The following is a 25,687-nucleotide window of genomic DNA, read 5'->3' as shown; positions in this document are numbered from 1 at the left end:
AGGGAGTCGAAGGCGCCCGGGATGGTCTCACCCTTCTCATAGCCCCCATCCAGACGGACACCCGGCCCGGCCGGCGGAGCCCACTCGGTCAGGGTCCCCGGCGCCGGCATGAAGTTGTTGCCGCCGTCCTCAGCGTTGATGCGGTACTCGATGGAGTGGCCGCGGACCTCGGGGTCGTCATAGCCGAGCTCTTCACCGGCCGCGATGCGGAACATCTCCCGGACCAGGTCGAGGCCGGTGACTTCTTCGGAGACGCAGTGTTCGACCTGGAGGCGGGTGTTGACCTCGAGGAAGGAGATGGTGCCGTCGGCGGCGACCAGGAACTCACAGGTCCCGGCGCCGACGTAGCCGGCCTCGCGAAGGATGGCCTTGGAGGACTCATAGAGGCGTTTGTTCTGTTCCTCGGTCAGGAACGGGGCGGGGGCTTCCTCGACCAGTTTCTGGTGGCGGCGCTGCAGGGAGCAGTCCCGGGTGGAGACCACGACCACGTTGCCGTGGGTGTCGGCCAGGCACTGGGTCTCGACGTGGCGGGGTTTGTCGAGGAACTTCTCCACCAGACACTCACCGCGCCCGAACGCGCCGACGGCTTCGCGGACCGCGGACTCGTACAGGTCGGGGATCTCCTCCAGGGTCCGGGCGACCTTGAGGCCGCGGCCACCGCCACCGAAGACGGCCTTGATCGCGACCGGCAGGCCATACTCTTGCGCGAAGGCGACGATCTCGGAGGCGTCCTTGACCGGGTCCTTGAGACCCGGCGCCAACGGCGCCCCGGCCTTCAAAGCGATCTGCTTGGCCTTGGCCTTGTCGCCCAGCGCATCGATGGCCTCGGGGGAGGGCCCGATCCAGGTCAGACCCGCCTCGATCACGGCCTTGGCGAAGTCGGCGTTCTCGGCGAGGAACCCGTAGCCGGGGTGGACCGAGTCCGCACCCGAACGGGCCGCGACGTCGAGGATCTTCTCGATCGAGAGGTACGACTCCGCGGGGGTCGCCCCGCCGAGGGCGTAGGACTCATCGGCCAGCCGCACGAACAGCGCGTCACGGTCCGGGTCGGCATAGATCGCGACCGACCCGATCCCGGCGTCCTTGCATGCACGGATCACTCGAACCGCGATCTCACCGCGGTTGGCGACCAGGACCTTGGTCAATGGCTTGCTCAACGAGAACTCCTCGATCGTGACTGCTTGGACTTCGTCGTAACGATTGTCACACCTCGCTGAGCTGAGCGAGCGAGGAGGTTACTCGACGGTACACGGCATCGTCGACGAGCACGCCCGCATGCCGCAGGGCCAGCACGGCCGCTCCGGCCAGGCCGTCGGTCGCCACGACCGCCCCGGGAGCGACCCGCGCGGCGAAGTCGGGCTGCCGGGCCAGGACGCTCCCGGCTGCGACCAACGGCCCCTCGACATCAGGCGTACGCACCGCCGCCAGCGTCTCCGCCAGCCCCGCGGCCGCCCGATCGAGGATGCCCGCGGCGACCTCGTCACCGGCATCCGCCGCGGTGAAGACGAGCGCGGCGAAGTCCGCCAGCCGCAGCGGCGGCATCGCGTAGAGCGCCGCCGTCGCGGCGACGAGGGTCCCGGTCCGTCCGCCTTGTGGCCGTTCGTCCCGGACGGTGCCGAGCCGGTCGAGCATCAGGCCGGTCAGCGCCGTGGTGGCGCCGCGCCCGTCGAGCGGCGCCAGCCCGGCACGTACGACCTCTCGGCCCAGCCAGAAGCCCGAGCCGACGTCCCCGAGCAGCCAGCCCAGTCCGTCCGAGATCCCCGCGAGCCGGCCGTCCTCGACCCGCACCGCCGACGCCCCCGTGCCAGAGAGCAGCACATAGCCGTCCGGCGCCGCCGTCCCCGAGAAGTACGCAGCCAGCACATCGAAGTCGAAGACCGGCTCCGCCGCGACCAGGTCGGCGAGGACGGCCACGATCGCGGCCCGGTGGCCGGCGTTGCCCGCGCCCGCCACCGCCAGGGCCGCGCCGGCGAGCTGACCGGCATTCGCGGAGGTCACAGCCTGTGTCACCGCCGCCCGGATCGCCGTCGTGGCAGCGTCGACACCGGCCGAGGTCGGGTTGCCGCTGCCGGCCTTGCCGATGCCTGTGCACCGGCCGTCTGAGGTGACCACGACGGCGCGAGTGCTGGTGCCTCCCGCGTCGAGTCCCAAGTAGTTGTCATTCATTGACACCGTTTCGTAACAGAAAACCATTGCCAGGCGTACTCTCTCCAAATAGTTTTCGAGCGCAGGCCTCGACATACGGTCGCGGCCGGAGTTTGCTAGGTGGGTGGACTAATTGACCAGAGACGTGTTCGGAGCCTTCGATGAGCAGGTTCGCACACGCCTGTCCGAGCTGCAGTCGATGGCGCAATCCGGTGGCCTCGACGAGGCGGTCGAGGCGATGGTCGGCAGCATCCGCAACGGCGGTGTGCTGCAGGCGTTCGGCACCGGCCACTCGCAGGCGTTCGCGATGGAGATCGCCGGACGGGCCGGTGGTCTGATCCCCACCCACGCCATCGCTCTGCGTGACACGGTCCTCAAGGGCGACCGGCCGGCGAGCGATCTCAAGGGCGGCCTCCTCGAGCGTGACACCAACATCGCCAACGAGCTCTGGGAGCTCCACGAGTTCCACCCGGAGGACGTCTTCCTGATCGCGTCCAACTCCGGTGTCAACGGCTCGATCGTCGGCATCGCGCTGCGGGCGAAGGAGGAGGGCCACACGGTGATCGCGGTGACCAGCCTCGAGCACACCAACGCGGTCACCCCCAAGCACCCCAGCGGCAAGCGCCTGGCCGAGATCGCCGACGTGGTGATCGACAACCTGGCTCCGTTCGGCGATGCCACCGTCCCGGTCGGCGACGGCGGCGTGCTCGCCGGTGCCGTCTCCTCCATCACGGCGGCCTACATCGCCCAGCTCCTGACCCTCGCCACCGCCGCGAGGATCGAGGAGACCGGCGAGACCCCGCCCCTCTATCTCTCCGCCAATATCCCGGGTGGCGATGAGCACAACGATGCGTTGAAGGCTCGCTACGGCGAACGCATCGGAAGCATGGCCTGAACACCCGTAATGAAGAAGTAACGAGGAAACCACCCGAAAGAAGGCAGCACGATGTCCCAGCAGCTTCACCGGCTCGACCGCCGGACCCTTCTGCGCGGCACCCTCGCCGGCGCGGCGCTCGTGTCGTTCTCTGGAGCGCTCGCCGCGTGTGGCGCGCCCGGTAGCGACACCGACAACTCCGGCGGTGGCACCAAGTCCGCGTCGAACCCGTTCGGCATGCCCAAGGACGGCACCGTCGACGCAGTGATCTTCGACGGTGGCTACGGCTACGACTACGTCGAGTTCGCCGCCGGCATCGTCGGCAAGGAGTTCGCTGACGCCGACCTCAAGGTCAGCGCCACCACCAAGATCGCCACGGAGCTGCAGCCGCGCTTCGTCGGCGGCACGCCCCCGGACCTGATCGACAACTCGGGTGCGGACCTGATCGGCTTCAGCTCGATCGCCGCCCAGCTCGAGGAGCTCGACGACGTCTTCGAGGCGGACAGCTACGAGGGCGTCAAGATCGAGGACACCCTCTACCCGAACGTCAAGGTCCCCGGCACCTACAGCGACCGGTTCGTGGCGATCAACTACGTCATGACCCTCTACGGCGTGTGGTACTCCGCCTCGCTCTTCGAGGAGAACGGCTGGACCGCGCCGAAGACCTGGGACGAGGCGCTCGACCTGGGTGCCAAGGCCAAGGCCAAGAAGAAGTACCTCTGGACCTGGGGCAAGGAGGCGGCGACCTACTACCGCACCCTGGTGATCGACTCGGCGGCCAAGGAGGGCGGCGACGAGGTGCGCCTCGGGCTCGAGAACCTCGAGAAGGGCATCTGGTCCCACCAGGTCATCCAGGACATCCTGGGCAAGCTCGGCGAGATGGTCAGCCAGGACATGTTCATCCCGGGCGGCGCCGGCACCCAGTTCACCGCCGCGCAGGCCAAGTGGTCCAACGACCAGCAGGCGCTCCTCTACCCGAGCGGCGGCTGGATCGAGAACGAGATGAAGGACGCCACCAAGGAGGGCTTCGAGATGACCGGCATCCCGGAGTTCGTCCTCAGCGACAGCCCGGCGCTGCCGTACGAGGCCGTCCGTGCCGCGGCCGGCGAGGCGTTCATCGTCCCGAGCAAGGCGAAGAACCCGGCCGGTGGCAAGGAGATCCTGCGCGCCATGCTGTCGAAGGAGGCCGCGACCAACTTCGCCAAGACGAAGCTCGCGCCGACCATCGTCAAGGACACCATCCCTGCTGACGGGTTCGGCTCCGCGGCCCTGAAGTCGCAGAGCGCGATGCTCGACGCCGCTGGTGAGAACACCTTCAACTTCCAGTTCTACGACTACTACGGCACCAACGCCGACGAGCTCGTCGTGTGGAACTCGTTCCTCTCCGGCGACCTCGACGTCAAGGGCCTGACCAAGGCAGTCCAGGGCATCTTCGACAAGGTCGCCGACGACTCATCGATCGAGAAGCTCAAGGTTTCCTGACACCATGCCGGACCCATCAACCACGATGGCCCAGACGGCCGGCGGCCCCTCCGAGGAGAATCCTTGGGGGGCCGCCCCCGGCCGGCGCCGCCGCAAGCTCACCCTCGACCGGGCACTGTTCATGACGGTCTTCCTCGGCCTTCCGGTCGCGGTCTTCGTCATCTTCGTCGTGGTCCCGATCGGGCAGGCCCTCTTCTACTCGCTCACCGACTGGACCGGTTTCTCTCCGGTCATGAACTTCGTCGGCCTGGACAACTACGCCAAGCTGCTCGACGACGACACCTTCCTCAAGGCGCTGCGCAACAACGTACTGCTGACGATCGTGGTGCCGTTCGTGACTCTGGTCGCGGCGCTGGCGATCGCGGTGGTCGTGACCACCGCGGGGCCCAGCACCGGTCAGGTCCGAGGTCTGAACGGGTCCGGTTTCTACCGGGTCGTCTCGTTCTTCCCCTACGCCGTCCCGGCCGTCGTCATCGGTCTCCTCTGGGCTCAGGTCTACGACCCCGCAGCAGGCCTGCTCAACGGCATGCTCACCGGCGTCGGTCTCGACGGGTTCAAGGACTACGCCTGGCTCGGTGAGGTGCGTGCGGCGATGCCGGCCTCCATGTTCGTGATCATCTGGGCGAGCATCGGCTTCTACACCGTGCTCTTCGTGGCCGCCATCAAGGGCGTACCCGCGGAGATCTACGAGGCTGCGCGCATCGACGGTGCCGGTCGCTTCCGCACCGCCATCTCGATCACGCTGCCCTCGATCCGTGACAACGTGCAGACGGCCTACATCTACCTGGGGATCCTCACCCTCGATGCGTACGTCTTCATGGCGGCGCTCGCCCCTGGCGGCGGCCCTGCCAACAGCACGCTCACGATGAGCCAGCACCTGATGAACACCGCCTTCAAGAAGAGCCAGTTCGGCTACGCCACCTCGATGGGCGTGGTGCTCGCCCTGGTCACGCTGCTCTTCGCCGCCCTGGTCTTCGTCGTCTTCCACTTCGCCGGCGGCCGGGACAAGAAAGCCGAGGTACGACGATGAGCGAGCGTAAGCGAGCGAACATTGGATCTTTCATCGGGCCGCGTCCGTATTTCGGCGCTTGCGCTACGGAGGTGGCCCGATGAGTGCCGTCACTCTGGACAAGCCAGCCGCCACCCGCTCCGAAGGCGGGCGACGTACGCCCGGCGACGCACTGGTCGCCGGCACCTCGCACACGATGCTGATCATCTGGTCGGTCATCGTCATCGTGCCCTTCTGCTGGGTGGTGCTCTCCTCGTTCAAGACGTCGAAGGAGATCCTCTCCTCGCCGTTCTCCCTGCCCGCGGAGTGGAACTTCGACAACTACGTCAGCGCCTGGACCAAGGCCGGCATCGGGACGTACTTCTTCAACACCGTCATCGTCGTCGGCACCGCCTTGGTGCTGGTGATGCTGCTGGGGGCGATGTGCGCCTACGTGCTGGCGCGGTTCGAGTTCTTCGGCCGCAGGGTCATCTACTACACGATGCTGGCTGGGCTGACCTTCCCGGTCTTCCTGGTCATCGTGCCGCTGTTCTTCGTGCTCCAGGGCTTCGGGCTGCTCAACACGCTGCCCGGGCTGATCCTGACGTACGTCGCCTACGCGCTGCCGTTCACCGTCTTCTTCCTCTACGCCTTCTTCAAGACGTTGCCCGACGACGTCTACGAGGCCGCGATGATGGACGGTGCGGGCGAGTGGCGCACGTTCTTCCAGATCATGCTGCCGATGGCCGCACCTGGGATGGCCGGGGTGGCGATCTTCAACTTCCTCGGGCTGTGGAACCAGTTCCTGCTGCCGGTGGCGCTCAACACCGACCGGAACAACTACGTGCTCACCCAGGGCATGGCGTCGTTCTCCTCCCAGGCGGGTTACAACGTCGACTTCGGCGCGCTCTTCGCCGGGGTGGTGCTGACCGTGCTTCCGGTGCTGGTCGTCTACCTGATCTTCCAGCGGCGCATCGCTGGGACGGTCTCGACGGGCACGTTCCGCTGAGCCTGATCTGACCCAGATGTGACGCGGATCTCGCGCCCCAGGTTAATAACCGCTAACCTGGGGCGCGTGACCGCTTTTCTCCAGCCCGAGCACGAAGAGTTGCGTGCTGTCGTCCGTGACTTCGCCCAGAAGGAGATCGCGCCCCATGCCTCGCAGTGGGACCGCGACCATCACTTCCCCGTCGACGTGGTCCACAAGATGGGTGATCTGGGCCTGTTCGGCCTGACCGCCCCCGAGGCGTACGGCGGAGGCGAGGGTGACCTCGTCGCGCTCTGCGTCGCGATCGAGGAGCTCGGCCGCGTCGACCAGTCGATCGGGATCACGCTCGAGGCCGCCGTCGGTCTGGGCATCAACCCGATCCTCACCTACGGCACCGACGAGCAGAAGGAGCGCTGGCTCCCCGACCTCGTCGCGGGCAAGAAGCTGGCCGGGTTCGGGCTGACCGAGCCGGGTGCCGGCTCCGACGCCGGCGCGACCGCCACGAAGGCCGTCCTCGACGGCGAGGAGTGGGTCGTCGACGGTGCCAAGCAGTTCATCACCAACTCCGGCTCCTCGATCACCTCGGTCGTCACCGTCACCGCGCGCACCGGGACCCGTGACAACGGCAAGCCCGAGATCAGCACCATCATGATCCCCTCGGGCACACCCGGGTTCACCGCCGAGAAGGCGTACGACAAGCTCGGCTGGCACGCCTCCGACACCCACCCGCTCTCCTTCGACGGCGCCCGGGTGCCGGCCGACCACCTCCTCGGCGAGCGTGGCCGCGGCTACGCCCAGTTCCTCGCCACCCTCGACGACGGCCGCGTCGCGATCGCCGCGCTCGCGGTCGGCTGCATCCAGGCCTGCCTCGACATGGCGCTCGAGTACGCGGGGGAGCGGCAGACCTTCGGCGGCCCGATCGGCCGCAAGCAGGGCGTCGCCTTCCAGATCGCCGACCTCGAGGTCATGCTGCGGGCGTCGCGCCTGCTGACGTACGAGGCCGCCGCCATGAAGTCCGGGCTGGACTCGGGTGCCGTGACGATGAAGGAGTTCAAGCAGGCGGCTGCCGCCGCCAAGCTGTACGCCACCGAGTCGGCCGTCACCGCGACCCGCATCGCCACCCAGGTCTTCGGTGGCTACGGGTTCATGGAGGAGTACCCGGTGGCCCGCTTCTACCGCGACGCGAAGATCCTGGAGATCGGCGAGGGCACCTCCGAGGTGCAGCGCATGCTGCTCGCCAGAGGTCTCGGCCTCCCCGTCGAATAGGGGCGAATCCTACGGCACGCTGAACGAAACCCGCGAAGTAATCAAGAGCCATCTCACCATTGACCGTTTACTGTGGCCACATGGTGTTCGGGGGACAGCTGCTGGGACGGCTGCGTCGCACCCGCGTCTTCGGTGAAGTGATCCGCTTCATGATGGTCGGCGGAATCGCGACAGCAGCCGCTTTCGTGCTGTTCAACGGGCTGGTCCACGGCTTCTTCATGGGCGCCGGACCGATGAACGGACAGCCGATCCCCGCCTACATCATCGCCAATACGGTCGGCATGCTGATCAGCTACGACCTGAGCCGTCGGTGGACGTTCCGCCACCGCGTCTCCGACCACCCCGACGGCGGGTTCACCGCCTATGTCGTGATCAACGCGGTCACGATGCTGCTGCCGATCTGTTGCCTCTACCTCACCCGTAGCGTGATCGGGTGGGACAGCGCGATCGCCGACAACCTCTCGGCGAACGTGGTCGGCGTGCTGCTGGGCCAGATCGCCCGGTTCTTCCTCTTCCGGAAGTTCGTCTTCGGCCGCCCCATCCGCTACACGCAGGTCTACGGCAGCGTCGAGGAGGAGGCGGCAGCGCTCGGCTTCACCGACGACAAGACGATCCTGATCGGGCCGGAGCGTCGGGCGCCGGTCAGCGGTTCCAGAGAGCGGGCCACGCGTGACCGAGCCGGCTGAGCAGGTCGCGTAGCAGCGGCAGGCTCAGCCCGACCACGTTGTGGTGGTCGCCCTCGATCCCGGTGATGAAGGCCCCGCCGAGCCCGTCGATCGTGAACGCGCCGGCGACGTGCAGCGGCTCGCCGGTCGCAACGTACGCCGTGATCTCCTCGTCGCTCACGTCGGCGAAGTGCACCGTCGTGGCAGCCGTCCGCGACACCTGCCGGCCGGTCGCGGTGTCGACCAGGGCATGCCCGGAGACGAGTACGCCGCTGCGCCCCCGCATCTCCCGCCAGCGCTGGGTCGCCTCCTCGGGGTCGTGCGGCTTCCCCAGGGGTTTCCCGTCCAGCTCGAGGACGCTGTCGCACCCCAGCACGAGCGCCCCTTCGGGCACCTCGGGACGGCCGGCGACGGCGTCCCGCTTGAGCTCGGCGAGGCCGAGCGCCAGCTCCGTCGGCGGCAGTCCATCGAGCTTGCTCTCGTCGACACCGGAGACGATCACCACAGGTTCGACGCCTGCGCTGCGGAGCGTCTGCAGCCGGGCGGGGGACTTGGAGGCAAGGACCAGCGTGGTCATGGCTCAACCCTAGGGGTAGCGGTCCTTTACCCCGGAGTCCGTCCCGACTAGGTTTCGCACATCCAACCCATCTCAATGAGGAGAAATCCGAAGTGACGGATTACCCGCCGCCCCCGCCCCAGCAGCCGTACGGTGCTGGCCCCGTGGGCGAAGTTTCGCTGAGCCAGCCGCTCCGCGGTGCGTCGCCCCGCGACGCCATCGTGCGTTTCTTCAAGAAGTACGCCGCCTTCGAGGGCCGCGCCAGCCGGTCCGAGTTCTGGTGGCCCTGGGGCGCTGCTGTGGTCGTCAACATGGCGATCAACCTGCTCCTCGGCGCCGACTCGACCGCCGGTTCCATCATCGGCGGCATCTTCGCGCTCGCCATCTTGGTCCCGTCCCTCTCGGTCGGTGCCCGACGCCTGCACGACACCGGCCGCTCCGGCTGGTGGCAGCTGCTCTGGCTCCTGCCGTGCATCGGCTGGATCGTGCTGATCGTCTTCTGGGCCCTTCCGGAGAAGGCCGAGGGCGACAAGTACAACGTCGCCTGACCGGCGGCTAACCACGAACGGCGATCAGTCTCTAGACTGATCGCCGCTCGGCCGAAGTGGTGGAATTGGCAGACACGCAGCACTTAGGATGCTGTGCTCTAGGGCGTGCGGGTTCAAGTCCCGCCTTCGGCACACAGAGTCCGGGTCCGACCCGGGGCAGGCCAGGGTCGATCCCCATGGACATTGGTCACCGGACCCTCAAGGATGGAAGAACACCACCCCATCCAGGAGAGGGATGAAGTCATGTCGTTCAAGGACAACGCGTCCAACTGGCGCGATGGCGTCCAGAAGGGCGTCGAGGGCGCCAAGCCCGCTGTTGCGGACGCCAAGGTGAAGTCAGCACCTCACCTTGTCACCGGCGGCGAGAAGACCGTCGAGAAGGCCGGCGAGTTCAAGGCTCAGATCGAGGCCAAGAGGGCTGCGATGGCGTCCGCACCCGACGCGGACACGCCGCGCAACCAGGCCCTTTCGGGTCTGCTCCAGGTCGGCGCGGCCGCCACCGACGTCGCCGCCCAGGCGGGCGAGTGGCTGATGGAGACCGGTGCCAAGTGGAGTGCCGGCGCCGGTCCCGTGGTCGTCGAGCCGAAGGAGATCCCGGGGGAGGACGTACCTCCTCCGCCTGACTTCAAGAAGCCCGACGACCAGCAGTAGAGCTACGAGGCGAGGCCGAGGTCGCGGCGGAGCTTGGCGACGTGACCGGTCGCCTTGACGTTGTACTGCGCGACCTCGATCTTGCCCTCCTCGTCGACCACGAACGTCGAGCGGATCACGCCCTCGACGACCTTGCCGTAGAGCTTCTTCTCGCCGTAGGCGTCGTACGCCTTGTGGACCGAGAGGTCCTCGTCGGAGGCCAGGGTGATGGTGAGCCCGTCACGCTCGCGGAACTTCGCGAGCTTGGCGGGCTTGTCCTTGGATACGCCGACGACCTCGTAGCCGGCGGCCTTCAGCGAGTCGATCGAGTCGGTGAAGTCGCAGGCCTGCTTGGTGCAGCCGGGGGTCATCGCGGCGGGGTAGAAGTAGACGATCACCTTGCGGCCGCGGAGGCTGCTGAGCGAGACCTCCGCGCCGGTGTCGTCGGGAAGAGTGAAGTCGGGGGCCACATCGCCCGGCTCGAGACGCGTCATGGAGCCAACCTAGCGAACATTCCCAGGCGAACCGCAGCGGTGGAGCACGCAGTGGACGTACGCCGGTTGCTAAGGTCTGCGCATGTCCAAGGACCAGACTTCCTCGCTCGAGTCCGAGATCGAAGAGATCCGTGAGCGGCTCGCAGGCACCATCGACGAGCTGATCTACCGGGGCAGCCCGAAGACGATCGTTCAGCGCCAGGTGGCGGCCATCAAGGCGGTCTACGTCGACCCGGTCTCCGGTGAGCCGAAGATGGGCAACATCGCGAAGACCGTCGGCGGGGTGGTGGGCACCGTCGTGCTCATGGCCACGCTGCGTAAGATCACCAAGGCCAACTGACCACTCCCCACCGGCAAGGCAACACGGACGTGACCGACAAGACCCCCATCAAGATGCTCCACGACCGGGTGCTGGTCGAGGTCGCGTCCGACGCCGGCGAGCGTCGCTCCTCGGGCGGCATCGTCATCCCGGCGACGGCCGCCATGGGCGCGGCCCGGCGGCTCACCTGGTCACGGGTGGTCGCGGTCGGTCCGCACGCGCGGGCCGTCGAGATCGGTGACCGGGTGCTCTTCGACGCCGATGACAAGCCGGAGGTCGAGGTCGCCGGAGAGGTGTACGTCCTGATGCGGGAGCGCGACGTGCACGCTGTTGCCGCGGAGCGGATCGCTGACGAATCTACCGGCTTGTACCTCTGATTTTAGTGCCGAGTCGGCGCATCCGACCCCTCTGGCTCGCTTCGCTTCGCCAGACACGGGGTCAGATGCGCCGACTCGGCGTCACGAAGGTAGTGCGTTGAACCGATGCGCCATCACGACGATGTTGCTGTCGTAGCTCGAGCCGTTCCAGTCGGTGCAGGTGATGATCACCAGTCGGCCGTCGCCATGGTCCTGCCCGAAGAGCCGCTGGGCCTGCTCGGCCAGCTCCGCTCGGCTGAGCACCTCGACGGAGTCGACCTGGTGCTGGAAGGTCCCGTCCTTGGTGACGATGTCGACCTCCTGCCCCTCCTCGATGTGGTCGAGCTTGTTGAGGCTGCCGCCACCGGTGTGCACGGTGTGGCCGGTGACGACCGTCTGACCCTGCGCTGAGCCGGGCTTGGCGCTGCCGACCCACCAGCCGATCTCGCGCGGGTTGCGCGGCGGGTCGAGTACCTCGCCCTCGAGGCGGATCGGGACGACCGTCGCCTTCGTGTTCAGCCCGGGCAGCTCGAGGCGCTGCGGGGCGCCGGGCGGCACCTCCACGGCGGCGCTGCCGCTGGGCCACAACAGCCCGGCCAGCACCATCGCGACAGCGAGCACGACCAGCGCTGTCCAGAGGCCACCCGCCGCCGCGGCGAGCCGCGGCGGCGAGTCAACAGAGGTGTCAGCCACGCCGCAACATGCGGACGTACGTCGCCACACCGGCGCCCGCGGCCGCGAGGAGCAGCAGGGTGACCAGAGCGATGCGTCCGGCGCTGCCGTCGTCGTAGCTCTCCACACCGGCGGTCACGACGGTCGGGACCGAGGCCGGCGGGTTGGCTGCCTTCGGCGGGTTGTTGACGACCGTCTTCGTGACCGGGCTGTTCGGGCCACAGTGGCTGGTGCCGATGGTCAGGTGCGCCAGGCTGCTGCCGACGAACGCCTCGGCGGCCGGGAGGATCTTGGCGTCGAGCGCGGTCACCGTGATCGCGCCGGGGGACTTGTCCTGAGCGTTGAGGGTGATGTCGAGGACGTTGTCCTTCAGTGGCGCGAGCTGCTCCTCGAGGGAGGTCAGGAGCGTGGCGAGCACCTGCTTCTGGATCACGTCGGTGACCTGGGTGAGGTCGCCGAGCGCCCCGTCGAGGCCCTGGGTGAGCTGGGTGCGGAGACCGGCCATGATCGCGTCGACCACGCCGGACAGGTCGGTGACGACCTTCTGGTTCACGGCGGGCTCGACCGGCAGGTCGACGAGGGTGACCCGGTCACCGCCGGGCATGACCACGTAGGCCGAGGAGTCGGCGATGGTGCTGTCGCCCGAGGCGGTGTCGTCGTCGGCGGTGCAGCTGCTCTGCACGGCGCCGAGGTCGACGTAGAGGCCGGCGCCGTCCAACCCGCCGACCAGCGGGGCCAGGAGCTGCGCGAGCGCGCTGGTGATCTGGTCCTGGACGGGCTTGCCGAGCTCCTGGAGCTGGCTGTCGGCTCCCTGGAAGAGGTCGGACTGGATCACCTTTAGGTTGCTGAAGTCGAGGCTGGCAGCATCGAGCGAGACGTTGTCGCCGCCGCTGAGGCAGTCGCCGGATCCGGCCGCGACCAGGGTCGCGCCGTCGCCGGCGATGCCGGCGCAGGCGGCCGAGGTGGCGTTGCGCTTGGCGACCGCGTCCTGAGCCAGCGTGCCGACGTGGATGGCGTCCTGGCCACCGAGCGCGGTGACGATCGGCTCGTTGGTGCCCTTGGCGGACTCGGTGGAGCCGTCGTTGGTGACGGCATAGGTGCCTGAGTCGGTCGCTCCGGTGCCGGCCAGCTCGAGGCTCAGCGCGGTTGCGGACGCCTGCGACACCGTGGCGGCGCTCGCAGGTGCGGCTGACAAGGCAACCATGGCGGCTGCAGCCGCCACCGCGGCCCCCCGCGCGATGAGTGTTGTGCGCACGTGAATATCCCTCCCTTTGACGTTCGTCACACTCAACGGCGGAGGAGCCTCGTACGTTACGGGCTGGGGTATCGCTTCTGACCTGCGGAATCCGGGTGTCGCGTCAGCTGTCGCAGACCGTGCCGTCCTTGTCGCCGTCGCGGTACCAGGCGTACTCGGCGTCGCGGCCCTTCCGGTAGGGCCCGTAGCCCTTCGCGGTCGCCTTGGCGCAGGTGTCGAAGCGGGGATCCTCACCCGAGTCCGGGGCGGGGTCGCTCGGGGCAGGGTCGCTTGGTGCAGGATCGCTCTGGGCCGGCCCGGCCAGGCGTACGGTGATCTCGGGGCTGTCGCAGCCGGCGGCGATGTCCTCGATCGCGGCCTTCTCCGCACGGTCGACGAAGAGGCTCCAGCGGATCTTCACGGCGACCCAGTCGGCGACGTACGTGCAGTGGTAGCTCGTGGCGTCGGGCATCCAGTCGGCCGGGTCCTGGTCGCCCTTGCTGCGGTTGGTCGCGGCGGTGACGGCGATGAGGGCGCGCGGGTCACCGAGGTCGTTCGCGTACGCCTCCCGCTGCTCGTCCGTCCACGCGTTGGCGCCGGACTCCCAGCCCTCCTTGAGCGCGACCATGTGGTCGATGTCGAGGCCGCCGGGGCGCTTGACGGTGACCCCGTCGTACGTGGAGAGCCATACGCCCCTGGAGACGTCGCACCTGCCGCGGGCCTTCTTCTTCGACTCCTCGAGGAGCACCTCGGTGCGGGCGTCCTGGCAGTCGCCGTCGGCGTCGACCCAGTGATTGAACTTCTCCCTCTCGTAGCCGGAGGTGACCTCCTTGGCGACGGGGAGCTTCGCGATGGCCTCGGTCAGCGGAAGGCTGACCTCCTCGCCGCTGTCGGCGCCGTATCCGGCTTGGACGGCGGTGTCCGGCTGGGAGACCTCGGCGCAGCCGGAGCAGAGGAGTACGACGGCGAGCAGGGTCGCCAGCGGGCGCAGCATGGGGTGACTCCAGAGAGATGGGGGAAGAGCTCTGGGGAGCATCGGGGGCGGCCCAACCTTGTCGGATCCCACGGCGGGCGGCACGCAGGCGCGCCGCCCAGAACCTGCACCCGTTCCGACAAGACGAGCGCGTCCCGGGCCGAGGCTGGAGCCTTGGCCCGGGACGCGGGTGTCGCAGGTTCTACGACGGTCCTACCGGGGAGTCCTGATCAGCGGATCAGGCGTGCGACCGGCGCAGCAGGAACCACCGTGTGGCGGCAGCAGCGGCGACGAGCAGCACGAGCGCGCCTGCGGCGAACCCGCCCTTGGCGGCCGGGGACGAGAGCAGGTTGAGCTCGGCGTTGGCCGGGGCGTTGTCGGGCTTGGCCTGGACGCTCGTGTCCGGGTCGGACTTGTCGCCGGAGACGACGACGTCGACGTTCTTCTTGTCACCGCTGGCCGCAGCCTTCTCCTCGGAGGCGGTGAGGCCGTTGGTGCCGCAGGTGCTGGTGCCGATGGCGACCTTGGCAGCGGTCGGGGCGCCGACCTTCTTCACGGCGTCGAGGACGTTGATGTCCAGAGCGGACACCTCGAGCGACTTGGCGGTCTTGTCCTGCTTGTTCAGGGTGAGCTTGACCAGGTCGGTCTCGAGGCCCTTGAGCAGCACGGCGAGCTGCTCCTTGATGTGCTCGATCAGGTCGACGCGGATCGAGACGTCCAGGCCGGCGAGCCCGTCCCTGGTCTTCAGGCCCGACTGGAGCAGCGTGTCGACGCGGCCGAGGACAGCGTCGGTCACCGGGGAGAGGTCGGGGACGACCGTCGTGTTCTTCTTCGGGTTCGCCGGCAGGTCGGCGACCTTGATGTCGCCCTTGCCGGGGACGTTGACGGTGACGGCGGCGTTCTTGAGCTGGGTCTTGCCCTTGAACGTGGAGCCCTGCGCCATGCAGGTGCTCTCCGCGGCGTCGAGGTCGACGCCGACCGAGAGGCCGCCGACCTTGGTGAGCACGCCGGAGACGACGGTCTGGACCAGGTCGTTGACCGGGCCGAGCTTGACGTGGACGTCCTTGCTCTCGTCGTTGAGCAGGTAGTCGGTGGTGGCGCCCAGCTTCTGGAGGTCGAGCTCGGCGAGGTTCACCGTGACGGCCTCGCCCGGCTTCACGCAGCTGGAGCCGTCGCCGATGGCGACGAGGGTCGCGCCCTTGCCGGCCAGGGCCGAGCAGGCGCCGGAGTAGACGGTGCCGTTCTGGAGGGCGGCGGCCGCGTCCTGGGCGAAGACGCCGACCGAGAGCAGCTGCTGCTCGCCCGCGAGGAGCGGAAGAGCGGGCTTGTTGGTGCCCGAGTTGACGGTCTTCTTGCCGTTGTAGGTGGCGGTGTAGCGACCGGTGTCGACCTTGACCTTGTCAGACACGTTGACGGTCAGAGCGACCGACGAGGCCTTGGCCTGGGGCTTCTCCGCCGCAGTCGCCGGGGCCGCGGTCACGGAAAGACCGATCATCGCGGTCGCCGCAGCAAGGGCGGCTCCGCGGACCGAGAGTGGGGAGCGCAAGTGACTTCTCCAATGGTGTTGATAACTGTCGATGACAGGGCACGACGAGTAGAAGTCAGCCTCTGCAGCCCCCCGGTTGCTGTGACTCGCCGTGACGAAGCGGGGAGTTTAGCCACGTCGGATCGCGGGTGCATAGGCGTACGAGACGGCCCGGATGGCCGTGAAATCGGCCGTAACTTCCCCGGCAACACGTCGTCTCCGAGCACCTGGTCGGACCCCTTGTTGATCTTCCTCATGATCGCTACCCGAACGTCTGAGACACCTGGGCAAGTTGTGGTCGTCACGTTGCGCTCTCCGGTTCGGGAACAATGCGCTGTAGGCATCTCCACAACCCGATCTGGCGCGAGTTTGTTAGGGTTACCTAACCAAAGCCTTGCCGACTTTCTGACAGTGTGTCAGGATCTTTGCCGGACCGCCGATCGCTGCCGCCCGACCCTGACTGGAGCCATATGTCCGCCCTCCTCGCCGACGAGATGCACGACGCTCCACTCTCCGCGCTGATGCGCGAGGGCTCCCGGATCCAGCACACGGCTGCCGAGAGCTCCTCCTTCATGGAGGAGCTGCTGGCCGGCCGGGTCAACGAGCAGGGGTACGCCGACTATCTGCTGCGCCTGCGCAAGGTCTACGTCGCGCTCGAGACGGTCGGCCGCGACCTGGCCGCCACGGATGCCGTCGCCGAAGCCGTCCATGACGTCGCCCTGGAGCGCCTGGCCTCGATCGATGCCGACCTGGCCGTGTGGGCGCCCGGTGTCGACGGTGACGCCGTGGAGTCGGCGGCCGTCGATGCGTACGTCGCTCGGATCGAGGCCACCCGCGCCTGGGGCGGTCTCTACGCCGCCCACCACTACACGCGCTACCTCGGTGATCTCTCCGGTGGCCAGGCGATCGGCCGGCTGCTCGACCGGTTCTTCGAGCTCGACGGCGAGGGAGTGGCGTTCTACGAGTTCGCCGAGATCCCCAAGCCGAAGCCCTACAAGGACGGCTACCGCGCCCGACTCGACGCGCTGCCCCTCGGCCCCGCGGAGAAGATCCGCATCGTCGAGGAGGTCCAGGTCGCCTTCGGCCTCAACCAGGCCCTCTTCGAGGAGCTCGGCGCTCGCCTCGACCGCTATCGCAGGTGAACTAGGGTTCGTCCTCGTGCCCCGTATCGCCGCCGAGAACGTCCCCGAGCACCGCAGGCTGGTGCGCGAACGGATCTTCGCGGCGTTCGCGGAGCTGATGGCCGAGGGCAGCTACGACGCCATCAGCATGTCGAAGCTGGCGCAGCGGGCGGAGATCGGACGCACCGCGATCTACCACCACTTCAAGGACCGCGACGCGGTGATGGTCGCGTTCGCGACCCACGAGACCTCGGAGTACGTCGCGTCCCTCCAGGCTCAGCTCGCCGCGAGCGAGCAGCCAGCCGAACGGCTGCGGATCTACGTACGCAACCACCTCACCCTCGGCGAGAAGTTCCACATGGGCTTCGGCCCCCAGGTCTACGGCGGGCTCCCCGAGGAGGCCCGCCAGGAGATCCGTGAGCACGTCGTCGCCGTCGAACAGGTCCTCGCCGAGATCCTCGAGCAGGGCGCCGAGGAGGGCGTCTTCGCCGTCTCCGACATCGACGCCACCCTCGCCCTCGTCCACGCCGTGCTGGGCACCCGCAATCTTCCGGCTGAGCGGATCGAGGAGTTCGTCCTCCGCGCCGTCGGTGCCCTGTGAGTCGCGCGCGCAGGTAGGTCGGCTAGCCCTGCGGCAGGCCGACGCTGTTCCTCTGGAAGTCGATCAGCCGTTCGTTCTCGTAGGTGATGCGGTCGGCAGTGCCCTCGAGGTCGCGGAACATCTCCTTCAGGGTGCGGATCCCCTCGGGCGACTGGCGCGCGATGAGCCCTGTCAGCTCGAGAGCGACCGCCTCGGCTTCGTCGGCAGGAGCCGTACGCAGGGCCAGGCCCGTCGCGACCGCCTCGTCCGCCCCGACCGGGCGCCCGGTGTAGATCAGCTCCTTGGCGCGGGAGAGGCCGACGAGCTGAGTCAGTCGGGCCGGGCCGACCGGAACGCCCAGCCGGGCGCCGGCCCAGGCGAGCTTCAGGTTGTCCCCGGCCACACGCAGGTCGCAGCCGGCGATGATCTCGGCGCCGGCGCCCACGCAGTTGCCGACGCATACAGCGATCGTCGGCACGGGCACCTGCTCGACGAGCCGGTAGAGCTCGGCGAACGCCTCCATCCGGGCGACTCCGCCTCCCGCGTCCAGCGATTCGGTGACGTCCGCGCCTGCACAGAAGGCATCGGGAGATGTCGTCGAGAGCACGACCGCGCGAACCTCGCCGTCATCGGACAGTTCTGTCAACGCGTCGTTGAACAGGCGGAGCGTCGGGGTGTCGAGGGCGTTTCGCTTCTCGGGACGGTTGAGCCGGAGGACCTCGACGTCTCCGCGCCGCTCTCGCACGAGGCTGGTCATGGCCGGTCCACGAAGATGTCGTACTCCAGGTCGCCGGTTCCGCCGTACGTGGAGAAGTCCGTGACTCCAGCGTCCCGAAGCACGTCCACGTCCAGGAACGAGTTGCCGGTGCACTCGCGCGAAGGGCGCCCCAGGATCTCCACCGCGGCGTCGGCGACGATCTCGGGCGTACGCGACCTCTCCACCGCTGCGTCGCCGCCGAGGAGGTTCTGCACCGCGGCCGTGGCGATGAGGGTCTCCGGCCACAGGCAGTTGGCGGCGATACCGTGCTCGGCGTACTCCGCCGCCCAGCTCAGCGTCAGCAGACTCATTCCGTACTTGGCCAGGGTGTAGGCCGGGTGTGCGCCGAGCCACTGCGGCGCGAGGTTGATCGGCGGCGAGAGCGACAGGATGTGCGGGTTGGCCGATGCGCGCAGGTGGGGAAGCGACTTGCTGGTGAGCAGGTACGTCCCGCGCAGCTGGATCTGCGTCATCAGGTCGAAGCGCTTCATCGGCAGGTCTTCGGTGCCGTCGAGCGCGATCGCGGAGGCGTTGTTGAGCACGATGTCGATGCCGCCGAACCGCTCGACGGTCTGTGTGACGGCGTTCTCCACCGAGGCCTCGTCACGGACGTCGCCGACCACCGCCAGCGCCTGCCCGCCCGCTTCCTCGATCTCAGCGGCCGCCGTGTGAACGGTGCCGGGGAGGCGTGGGTCGGGTGTGTCCGTCTTCGCCAGCAGCGTGACGTTGGCTCCCAGTTTGGCCGCGGCGATGCCCACGGCCAGGCCGATGCCGCGGCTGCCGCCCGACATGATGATGGTGCGTCCAGTAAGGCTCATGCCCGGGGACGTTACAGATCCTCTGCGGCTGTGACAATGCTGTAAATAACACATCGTCTGCGGGTGCGGGATTCATGTAAGATCCGCAGCGATGTCACCGACCCATGCCGATGCGAGCGTCCTTCGCCCTGTGTCCGCCCGTTCGGCGCTCCTGGGCCTCCTCATGAGCGCCGAGGTGCCGACGTTGTCCGCCCGCGAGCTCGTCGCGGGAGGCCGTCTGGTCGGCTTCTCGGAGACGACGGTCCGGGTCGCGCTCTCCCGCATGGTCGCCGCCGACGACCTGGTCCGAACTGCGGAGGGGCGATACCGGCTCTCCGAGAGGTTGAGCCACCGCCAGCGCCGGCAGGAGGCGGCGATCCACGTGCAGACCGGCGCCTGGGACGGTGACTGGGACATGGTCGTGGTGACCGCCACCGGCCGCTCTGCCGCCGACAGGGCGAGCCTCCGGGCGACGCTCACCGACCTCCGTCTGGCCGAGCTGCGTGAGGGCGTGTGGGTACGCCCGGCGAACCTCGACCTCGAGTGGTCCGATGAGCTCGCCGGTCTGTGCGAACGGCTGACGATGCGGCCCACGACCGACCCCGCGGAGCTTGCCGGCCGGCTGTGGGACCTGGCCGGCTGGGCCGACCGGGCCCGCGAGCTGCTGGCGGCCACCGACACCGACGACCCCGTGCTGCGGTTCACCGCCTGCGCCACCTCCGTATGCCACCTGCTCGCGGATCCCGTCCTGCCCGACGAGCTGCTCCCCGCAGACTGGCCGGGTGCCGCGCTGCGCAAGGCGCACCTCGACTACAAGGACTGGCTGATCGACACTCGCCGGGCGCTGACCGAGCGCATCTCCTGAGCGTACGAGCGTGCCGGATGTCGCGGTGGCGTGGTATCCAGCGGGATACGATCCACAGGTCGAGGTACGCCACGGATGGTCGTCCGCCGGCGAAACGTCAGGGATTGCGGGGGAGACGTGAACACTTCTGAGGCCTTGCTCGCTCATTCGTCAGATGGCCGCACCTTCGTGTACGTCGGGCAGGAGACCTTTGCCGTCGTTCCGGGCGACATCGTGGTTCTGACCACGGAGGACGGCGGGATGGTGCTCGGTCAGGTTCTGGACTGCAACGACCCGGCCGTGCTGGATGACGGTGGGTCCGGCATCCTGCTCGGTCCGCTCGACGAGACCGGCGCACCGCGGCCGGAGCGCCGTCAGCCGTTTCGCAACGCCCGGCTCTCCGAGCCCAGCGCACGGCACCTCGAGCGACTGCAGGAGATCTCCGGTGCCACGCTGGAGCTCGGCACGTGGAGGTCCGCCGGCCACGAGGTCCCCGCTCTGCTGAGGCCTGGGGCCTTCAACCGGCATACCTTTCTGTGCGGCCAGAGCGGCTCCGGCAAGACCTATGCGCTCGGAGCGATGCTGGAGCGGCTGATCTTGAACACCGAGCTCCGGGTCGTCGTGCTCGACCCCAACGCCGACTTCGTCAGCCTCGGCGAACCGCGTGCCGACGCGCCGGCGGCAGTTGCCGATCGTCTGTCCGCGACGGCCGTACGTGTTCTGGGCGCAGACACGACCGGCTATGAGCCGCTCAGGCTGCGCTTCTCCACGATGTCGCGCCGAGCCCAGGCGGCGTTGCTCGAGCTCGATCCGATGCGCGATCGCGAGGAGTACAACCTCTTGATCCACCGCATGGACGAGATGGCCTCGTCCGACTTGCAGCAGGTGATCCGCAAGCTCTTGGTGGGCGCCCCGGACGAGCGCGCGCTCGGTCAGCGGATCGAGAACCTCGGCCTCGACCGCTGGGAGGTCTGGGCCGGCGAACTGCCGTCCGCCGCCGAGATCGTGTCCTCGGGGAGCCGAGCGACGGTGCTCGACCTGAGTGGTTTCGAGGATCCGCACGAGCCGATGGCGGTCAGCCTCGACCTCCTCGAGCGCTTGTGGGCGGAACGCACCAGCCGGGTTCCCACCTTGATCGTGATCGACGAGGCCCACAACCTGTGTCCGGCGGACGCTTCAGGTGCGTTGCAGCAGGCGCTGGTGGACCGCATCGTGCAGATCGCGGCCGAGGGCCGGAAGTACGGGCTGTGGCTGGTGCTCTCGACCCAGCGGCCCGACAAGATTCATCAGCAGGTCGTATCGCAGTGCGACAACCTCGTGCTCATGCGGATGAACTCGCCCGGCGACGTCGCCGCCGTTGCTCACCTCTTCGGCTTCGCGCCCTCGGCCATGCTGCGTACCTCGCCGTTCTTCCAGCAGGGCGAGGCGCTCTTCGCCGGGCGCTTCGTGGCAACTCCGTCGTTCTTCCGGATGGGTGCGCGATTCACGAAGGAGGGAGGCACGGACGTGGCGGTTCCCGTCGCCGCTCCGTGACTCACCTGATCGGTTCGCCGACCAGCTGCCAGCCCGCCGCAGACGTACGCTGCTGCCAGAAGTCCCGGTAGCGACCTCCGGCCGCGAGCAGGTCGGCGTGGCTGCCGCGCTCGGCGATCCGGCCGCCGTCGAGGACGAGGATCTGGTCGGCAGCGGTCACCGTCTGGAGCCGGTGGGCGATGACGATGACGGTGCGGTCGGCGGCCAAGGCGGTCAGCGCCTCCTGCACCGCCGCCTCGTTCTCGGCGTCGAGAGCCGCGGTGGCCTCGTCGAGGAGGACCACGGAGGCGTCCTTGAGGAGCGCACGGCAGATCGCGACCCGCTGGCGTTCGCCGCCGGACAGCGTGGAGCCGGCCTCACCGACGCGGGTGTCCCAGCCGTGCGGAAGGCGGGCGACGATGTCGTCGACGCGGGCCAGCCGCGCGGCCTCGTCCAGTCTGGCCGGGTCGGCGTCGGGAGCGGCGAGCAGGACGTTGTCCCGCAGGGTGCCCTCGAAGAGGTAGACGTCCTGGAAGACGATGGACACCTCGGCCATCAGCGCTTCGGTCCCCAGATCGCGAACGTCGACACCACCGACCCGCACCGACCCGGAGGTGACGTCGTGGAACCGGGCGGCCAGCCGGAGCAGGGTCGACTTCCCGGATCCGGAGGGCCCGACGATCGCGGTGAGCGAGCGGGCCGGGGCGGTGAAGGACACCCCGTCCAGCACCGGGGTGGAGCCGTCGTAGGAGAAGGAGACGTCGTTCATCTCCACCGCGCCGTCACGCGGGGTGCCGGGGACGGACGGCTCGGGGAGGGGGGCGGTCTCGAGCAGGTCCAGGATCCGGCGCAGGGACCCCTGGGCGATCCGCAGGGCGCTGGACAGCTCGCCGAGGTCGACCATCGACTCCACGAACCGCACGCTGAGCACCAGCAGACCTATCGCGGTCGCGGCGGCGAGGGTGCCGCCGAGGACGAGGTGGACCGAGAGCGCGACCACCACGGTGAGCAGCGCCTGGACGGCAAGCAGCTGGAGTCCGCGACCACCGAAGCCGGTCACCAGCATCCGCCGGCTGGCCGCCCGCTGGGCGGCGAAGGCGTCCTCGACCAGCTCGTTGCCGTGGACGGTGCGGCCGAAGACCCGCAGCGCCTGCTGGTTGAGCGCGAACTCCACGACCCGCGCCGAGCCGTTGGCCATCGCGGCGTCGTAGCCGGCCTCGGAGCGCCCGATGATCACGCTCAGCAGGCGGGTCGCGGCGAAGACCAGGACCACGCCGGCCAGCAGCGCCACCCCGAGCCGCCACTCCAGGACCAGCAGTGCGGCGACCACGGTGACCGGGCTGATCACGGCCGAGGTCATCGGCCGGAGCAGGTGGCCGGGGATCGAGGAGATGTCGGCCGCGCCCTTGGACGCCATCCGGCCGACCATCCCGGTGCGGTCGGCGTCGTACCACCCCAGCGGCAGCCGGGCGACGTGCTCCCCGAGCCGGGCCAGGGTGCGGTCGAGGAGGTCGCAGGCCAGGTCGTAGCCGGCCAGGTCGGCGAGGGCGAGCAGGACGTGGTGGGCGACCAGCAGCCCGATCAGCCCCACCGCCCAGGTCGTCACCCCGTTCCAGTCCTGGGCGAAGAGGGCGACCAGCAGCGGCACCAGCGCCGCGAAGGCGAGCCCCTGGAGGATCCCGGTCGCGACGAAGGTGGCGACCACTCGCAGCAGCCGCCGGCGGCCGTCGTGGTCGAGGAGGGTGCTGAGCATGCGTACGACGGAGATCATCGGGCCACCTCGGTGGTCTGGGTGTGGACGGGTTCCAGGTGGGCACGCTGGTCGGCCTGCCACAGCCGCGCGTAGAGGCCGTCGGCGGCGAGCAGCTCGCCATGCGTGCCGGACTCGGCGACCAGGCCGGAGTCGAGGACGACGATCCGGTCGGCGCCGGTGATCGTGGAGAGCCGGTGGGCGATGACGAGCAGGGTACGTCCGGCGACCAGCCGGGAGAGCGCCTGCTGAACCTGCGCCTCCGACTCCGGGTCGGCCGCCGCGGTGGCTTCGTCGAGGACCAGGACCGGGGTGTCGGCCAGGATCGCCCGGGCGATCGCGACCCGCTGCCGCTCGCCTCCGGACAGCAGTGCGTCCTCGCCGACCACCGAGTCCAGTCCGCGCGGCAGGGCGTCGAGACGGTCCAGGATCTGCGCCGCGGCCGCGGCGTGACGTACGTCCTGGTCGGAGGCGTCGGGGCGCGCCAGCCGGATGTTGTCGCGGACGCTGGTACGCAGCAGGGAGGTCTCCTGGAAGACGAACGAGACCCGCTCGTAGAGCTGCTCGCTGGTCAGGGTGCGCAGGTCGCAGCCGCCGAGGGTGATCGACCCGAGAGTGGGATCCGCGAAACGGGGGAGGAGCCTCGCCAGGGTCGACTTGCCCGACCCCGACGGGCCGACGAGCGCGGTCACCGTGCCGGGTTCGAGGGTCAGCGAGATCCCGTCGAGCACGAGCCTGCCGCCCGGCGTGTAGGCGAAGCCGACCCCGCGCAGCTCGACGCGGCCGCCCTCCGGACTCGCGACGGTCGTCGGCGCCGGGAGCTCCGGGGTGTCCAACAGCTCCTGGATCCGCCGCGCGGCACCGGTCGCCTCGCGCAGCTCGCGACCGGCGTACCCGGCCACGGTCACCGGTGCCGTCATCGTCAGTCCCAGCACCAGGAACGGGACCAGGTCGATCGCGGCGAGGTGGCCGCCGCGCACCAGCAGCGAGCCGACGACGGCGACGAGCGCGAGGGCGAGCACCGGGGTCAGGGCGAGCTCCATCACCAGCATCCCGAGCGCGGAGTGCCGCATCCAGTCGCGGTTGAACCCGCCGAAACGACCCGCGACCTCGGTGAACCGGCGGTGCGTACGGCCCTCCCGGCCGAAGGTCTTGACCACCGTGATCCCGTTGACCAGCTCCACCGCGGCCGAGCCGAGCTCGGCCAGCCCGCGGTCGTACGTCTGGTAGAGCTCGGCCGCGCCGCGCATCGAGATCCGCAGGCCGATGATGCCGGCGACGAGCGGGACGCAGGTGACCAGCGCCATCGTGACGTCGACCGAGAGCAGGTACGCCGCCACGGTGAGCGGGAGCGTGATGGCGGCGGTCAGCTCCATCGCCGAGTGCGCGACCAGGTGGTGCAGCGCGGCCACGTCGTCCTGGACCGCCTTCTTCACCTGCCCCGAAGAGCGCTCGGTGAACCAGGCCAACGGCACCCGGCCGAGCCGGGCGACGAGGCTCCGCCGCAGCAGCACCGAGAGGTCCAGGTCTGCGGCGTGGGAGAGCCAGGAGGCGGTCAGGATCGTCGCCAGCCGTACGCCGAGCGCGGCCAGGCTCACCTGGACGACCAGCCAGGCGCGGTCGGCGTCGACGCTGCCGCCGCCGGTGGCCGGTAACAGGATCCGGGCCAGCTCGACGATGCCGATCATCGGCACCAGCCCGGCGACCGTGGAGACCACGGTCAGAGCAATACAGGCGAGAAGGCGGCCGCGTACGGGCCGGAGGATGTCGCTCAGTGGCGAGGCCATCAGGGCATGTCCTTGTCCAGTGGAAAGGTCGAGGTCCGAGAAGCCTGATCAGGCTGGCCGACGGCCACCTCGGCGCTCCACGAACTCATCCGCGCCTAGAATCAGGAATCATTCTCATTTTGACATGATGGGTCGTCGGGAGGAAGTCGCCACGCCCAGGATCCGGAGTGGTCGAGATCGGGCAGAAGGCGGCGCCCGGTCGGACGCATTGGCGGGCATGTAGATGGTTACCGTGCTGGGTGCCGACGGAGCCGTCTGGGTGACTTCGTCCGTGGCTTTCTCAGAGCTGTGAGGTTCAGGGCCGGTCGCAGGCAGTGACACCACGATGCGTGCCGCCGGTGCCGTGGCCTCGGGGCTGCTCCGGGGTCGCGGTCATATTTTCGAGCGGCGAATGATCCTGAACCGCATTCCGTACGCGTCGGGCGTCGAGAGCCTGAAATGCAAGAAACTCCTGACCGAAACCGCTGGTCAGGAGCCTTGTTTGGTACGCCATGTAGGACTTGAACCTACAACCCGCTGATAAATCCGAGCCACCGTGTACGGCGACATGTTGAGCCGTGGGGAGTGGTCCTGCATGGTTCGGTTCATTGTGGTTGGTGCGGGGTGTCGAGCGGCATTCCTTACGCGATTCCTTACGCGTCTGATGCCCTGGTCCCGGGCGGCTCCCGGCCTCATCCTCGGCCTGCTAGCTCTCAAGCGGGCTGGTAGCGAGTTGGCAGGAGTAATCGCTAAGTCTTCCCGAGATTGGGCCCCATCGGCGGGGGTTCGGGGCTTGCCCCTGACGTACGAATGCCTACGCCTTGTCGACTCGGCGACGGCTGGAG

General features: G+C 68.7%; 26 protein-coding genes and 1 tRNA gene. 15 read left to right on the top strand and 12 right to left on the bottom strand.

Going from position 1 to position 25,687, the window contains the following annotated elements; all coding sequences use genetic code 11:
- A partial coding sequence (locus ABT304_RS25435) for an acetyl-CoA carboxylase biotin carboxylase subunit (protein WP_350719468.1) occupies positions 1–1,157 on the bottom strand: 1,157 nt, incomplete at its 3' end.
- A gap of 46 nt (positions 1,158–1,203) precedes the next feature.
- A complete protein-coding gene (locus ABT304_RS25430; protein WP_350719466.1) occupies positions 1,204–2,166 on the bottom strand; it encodes an N-acetylglucosamine kinase in 963 nt (320 codons plus the stop codon).
- A 112-nt stretch (positions 2,167–2,278) separates the two neighbouring features.
- Here ABT304_RS25430 and ABT304_RS25425 point away from each other — a divergent pair, with 112 nt between their 5' ends.
- From ABT304_RS25425 to ABT304_RS25400, 6 genes are all read left to right on the top strand, one after another.
- Positions 2,279–3,040: a sugar isomerase domain-containing protein gene (locus tag ABT304_RS25425; RefSeq protein WP_350719464.1), complete on the top strand. Its 762-nt coding sequence runs from the start codon at positions 2,279–2,281 to the stop codon at positions 3,038–3,040.
- Between the two features lie 51 nt (positions 3,041–3,091).
- The gene (gene ngcE / locus ABT304_RS25420; protein ID WP_160025197.1) at positions 3,092–4,501 is read left to right on the top strand and encodes an N-acetylglucosamine/diacetylchitobiose ABC transporter substrate-binding protein; all 1,410 of its coding nucleotides are present in this window, start codon (positions 3,092–3,094) and stop codon (positions 4,499–4,501) included.
- 4 nt (positions 4,502–4,505) lie between these two features.
- Positions 4,506–5,531, top strand: coding sequence for a carbohydrate ABC transporter permease (locus tag ABT304_RS25415; protein ID WP_160025196.1), 1,026 nt, complete (start codon positions 4,506–4,508; stop codon positions 5,529–5,531).
- Between the two features lie 79 nt (positions 5,532–5,610).
- On the top strand, positions 5,611–6,498 hold the full coding sequence (locus ABT304_RS25410) for a carbohydrate ABC transporter permease (protein ID WP_350719462.1): 888 nt from the start codon (positions 5,611–5,613) through the stop codon (positions 6,496–6,498).
- Between the two features lie 66 nt (positions 6,499–6,564).
- Positions 6,565–7,743 (top strand): acyl-CoA dehydrogenase family protein, encoded by a 1,179-nt coding sequence (locus ABT304_RS25405; protein WP_350719461.1) that lies wholly within the window; start codon positions 6,565–6,567, stop codon positions 7,741–7,743.
- Positions 7,744–7,823: 80 nt separating this feature from the next.
- Entirely contained in the window at positions 7,824–8,429 is a 606-nt protein-coding gene (locus ABT304_RS25400; protein ID WP_350719459.1) for a GtrA family protein, read from the top strand.
- Here ABT304_RS25400 and ABT304_RS25395 read toward each other — a convergent pair.
- Positions 8,386–8,985 carry a Maf family protein gene (locus tag ABT304_RS25395; RefSeq protein WP_350719458.1) on the bottom strand — a complete coding sequence of 200 codons (600 nt, stop codon included), beginning with the start codon at positions 8,983–8,985 and terminating at the stop codon, positions 8,386–8,388. The two genes, ABT304_RS25400 and ABT304_RS25395, sit on opposite strands and share 44 nt — an antisense overlap.
- A 143-nt stretch (positions 8,986–9,128) precedes the next feature.
- Between ABT304_RS25395 and ABT304_RS25390 the strand changes: the two genes are divergently transcribed.
- The 3 genes from ABT304_RS25390 to ABT304_RS25380 all read left to right on the top strand — a co-directional run bounded on the left by ABT304_RS25390 (position 9,129) and on the right by ABT304_RS25380 (position 10,163).
- Complete coding sequence (locus ABT304_RS25390; protein ID WP_350719456.1) at positions 9,129–9,512, top strand: DUF805 domain-containing protein; 384 nt, start codon at positions 9,129–9,131, stop codon at positions 9,510–9,512.
- 50 nt (positions 9,513–9,562) lie between these two features.
- Positions 9,563–9,644: transfer RNA gene (locus ABT304_RS25385), tRNA-Leu, on the top strand.
- A 111-nt stretch (positions 9,645–9,755) separates the two neighbouring features.
- Positions 9,756–10,163 carry a hypothetical protein gene (locus ABT304_RS25380; protein ID WP_350719454.1) on the top strand — a complete coding sequence of 136 codons (408 nt, stop codon included), beginning with the start codon at positions 9,756–9,758 and terminating at the stop codon, positions 10,161–10,163.
- Positions 10,164–10,165: 2 nt separating this feature from the next.
- Here ABT304_RS25380 and bcp read toward each other — a convergent pair whose 3' ends face one another.
- Complete coding sequence (gene bcp, locus ABT304_RS25375) at positions 10,166–10,636, bottom strand: thioredoxin-dependent thiol peroxidase (protein ID WP_141806014.1); 471 nt, start codon at positions 10,634–10,636, stop codon at positions 10,166–10,168.
- A gap of 82 nt (positions 10,637–10,718) precedes the next feature.
- Here bcp and ABT304_RS25370 point away from each other — a divergent pair, with 82 nt between their 5' ends.
- Both ABT304_RS25370 and ABT304_RS25365 read left to right on the top strand, forming a co-directional pair.
- Complete coding sequence (locus ABT304_RS25370) at positions 10,719–10,976, top strand: DUF3618 domain-containing protein (protein WP_160025189.1); 258 nt, start codon at positions 10,719–10,721, stop codon at positions 10,974–10,976.
- A 29-nt stretch (positions 10,977–11,005) separates the two neighbouring features.
- A complete protein-coding gene (locus ABT304_RS25365) occupies positions 11,006–11,332 on the top strand; it encodes a GroES family chaperonin (RefSeq protein ID WP_457165442.1) in 327 nt (108 codons plus the stop codon).
- An 81-nt stretch (positions 11,333–11,413) separates the two neighbouring features.
- Here the strand turns inward: ABT304_RS25365 and ABT304_RS25360 are convergent, their stop codons facing one another.
- From ABT304_RS25360 to ABT304_RS25345, 4 genes are all read right to left on the bottom strand, one after another.
- Complete coding sequence (locus ABT304_RS25360) at positions 11,414–12,004, bottom strand: class F sortase (RefSeq protein ID WP_350719452.1); 591 nt, start codon at positions 12,002–12,004, stop codon at positions 11,414–11,416.
- Positions 11,997–13,238, bottom strand: coding sequence for a hypothetical protein (locus ABT304_RS25355; RefSeq protein WP_350719450.1), 1,242 nt, complete (start codon positions 13,236–13,238; stop codon positions 11,997–11,999). The genes ABT304_RS25360 and ABT304_RS25355 overlap by 8 nt, the downstream gene beginning before the upstream one ends.
- A 103-nt stretch (positions 13,239–13,341) precedes the next feature.
- On the bottom strand, positions 13,342–14,211 hold the full coding sequence (locus ABT304_RS25350; protein ID WP_350719449.1) for a GmrSD restriction endonuclease domain-containing protein: 870 nt from the start codon (positions 14,209–14,211) through the stop codon (positions 13,342–13,344).
- A 217-nt stretch (positions 14,212–14,428) separates the two neighbouring features.
- The gene (locus ABT304_RS25345) at positions 14,429–15,736 is read right to left on the bottom strand and encodes a hypothetical protein (RefSeq protein WP_350719447.1); all 1,308 of its coding nucleotides are present in this window, start codon (positions 15,734–15,736) and stop codon (positions 14,429–14,431) included.
- A 449-nt stretch (positions 15,737–16,185) separates the two neighbouring features.
- Here ABT304_RS25345 and ABT304_RS25340 point away from each other — a divergent pair, with 449 nt between their 5' ends.
- Both ABT304_RS25340 and ABT304_RS25335 read left to right on the top strand, forming a co-directional pair.
- Positions 16,186–16,857 (top strand): biliverdin-producing heme oxygenase, encoded by a 672-nt coding sequence (locus tag ABT304_RS25340; protein WP_350719445.1) that lies wholly within the window; start codon positions 16,186–16,188, stop codon positions 16,855–16,857.
- Between the two features lie 16 nt (positions 16,858–16,873).
- Positions 16,874–17,437 carry a TetR/AcrR family transcriptional regulator gene (locus tag ABT304_RS25335; RefSeq protein WP_350719444.1) on the top strand — a complete coding sequence of 188 codons (564 nt, stop codon included), beginning with the start codon at positions 16,874–16,876 and terminating at the stop codon, positions 17,435–17,437.
- 22 nt (positions 17,438–17,459) lie between these two features.
- On the opposite strand, the gene ABT304_RS25330 is transcribed toward ABT304_RS25335, so the two are convergent.
- Positions 17,460–18,173 (bottom strand): enoyl-CoA hydratase/isomerase family protein, encoded by a 714-nt coding sequence (locus ABT304_RS25330; protein ID WP_350719442.1) that lies wholly within the window; start codon positions 18,171–18,173, stop codon positions 17,460–17,462.
- On the bottom strand, positions 18,170–18,991 hold the full coding sequence (locus ABT304_RS25325) for an SDR family oxidoreductase (protein ID WP_350719441.1): 822 nt from the start codon (positions 18,989–18,991) through the stop codon (positions 18,170–18,172). Before ABT304_RS25325 ends, ABT304_RS25330 begins: the two co-directional genes overlap by 4 nt.
- Positions 18,992–19,082: 91 nt before the next feature.
- Here ABT304_RS25325 and ABT304_RS25320 point away from each other — a divergent pair, with 91 nt between their 5' ends.
- Together ABT304_RS25320 and ABT304_RS25315 are read left to right on the top strand one after the other, a co-directional pair.
- Positions 19,083–19,835, top strand: coding sequence for a PaaX family transcriptional regulator C-terminal domain-containing protein (locus tag ABT304_RS25320; RefSeq protein WP_350719440.1), 753 nt, complete (start codon positions 19,083–19,085; stop codon positions 19,833–19,835).
- Positions 19,836–19,952: 117 nt separating this feature from the next.
- Entirely contained in the window at positions 19,953–21,347 is a 1,395-nt protein-coding gene (locus ABT304_RS25315) for an ATP-binding protein (protein WP_350719439.1), read from the top strand.
- Between the two features lies 1 nt (position 21,348).
- Here ABT304_RS25315 and ABT304_RS25310 read toward each other — a convergent pair whose 3' ends face one another.
- Positions 21,349–23,097: an ABC transporter ATP-binding protein gene (locus ABT304_RS25310; protein WP_350719437.1), complete on the bottom strand. Its 1,749-nt coding sequence runs from the start codon at positions 23,095–23,097 to the stop codon at positions 21,349–21,351.
- Entirely contained in the window at positions 23,094–24,863 is a 1,770-nt protein-coding gene (locus tag ABT304_RS25305) for an ABC transporter ATP-binding protein (protein ID WP_350719435.1), read from the bottom strand. The genes ABT304_RS25310 and ABT304_RS25305 overlap by 4 nt, the downstream gene beginning before the upstream one ends.
- Positions 24,864–25,687: the final 824 nt, after the last annotated feature.

The sequence above is a fragment of the Nocardioides sp. NPDC000445 genome (genome assembly GCF_040300245.1).
Taxonomy (GTDB): domain Bacteria; phylum Actinomycetota; class Actinomycetes; order Propionibacteriales; family Nocardioidaceae; genus Nocardioides.
This window is presented reverse-complemented; position numbering and strand designations above follow the sequence as displayed.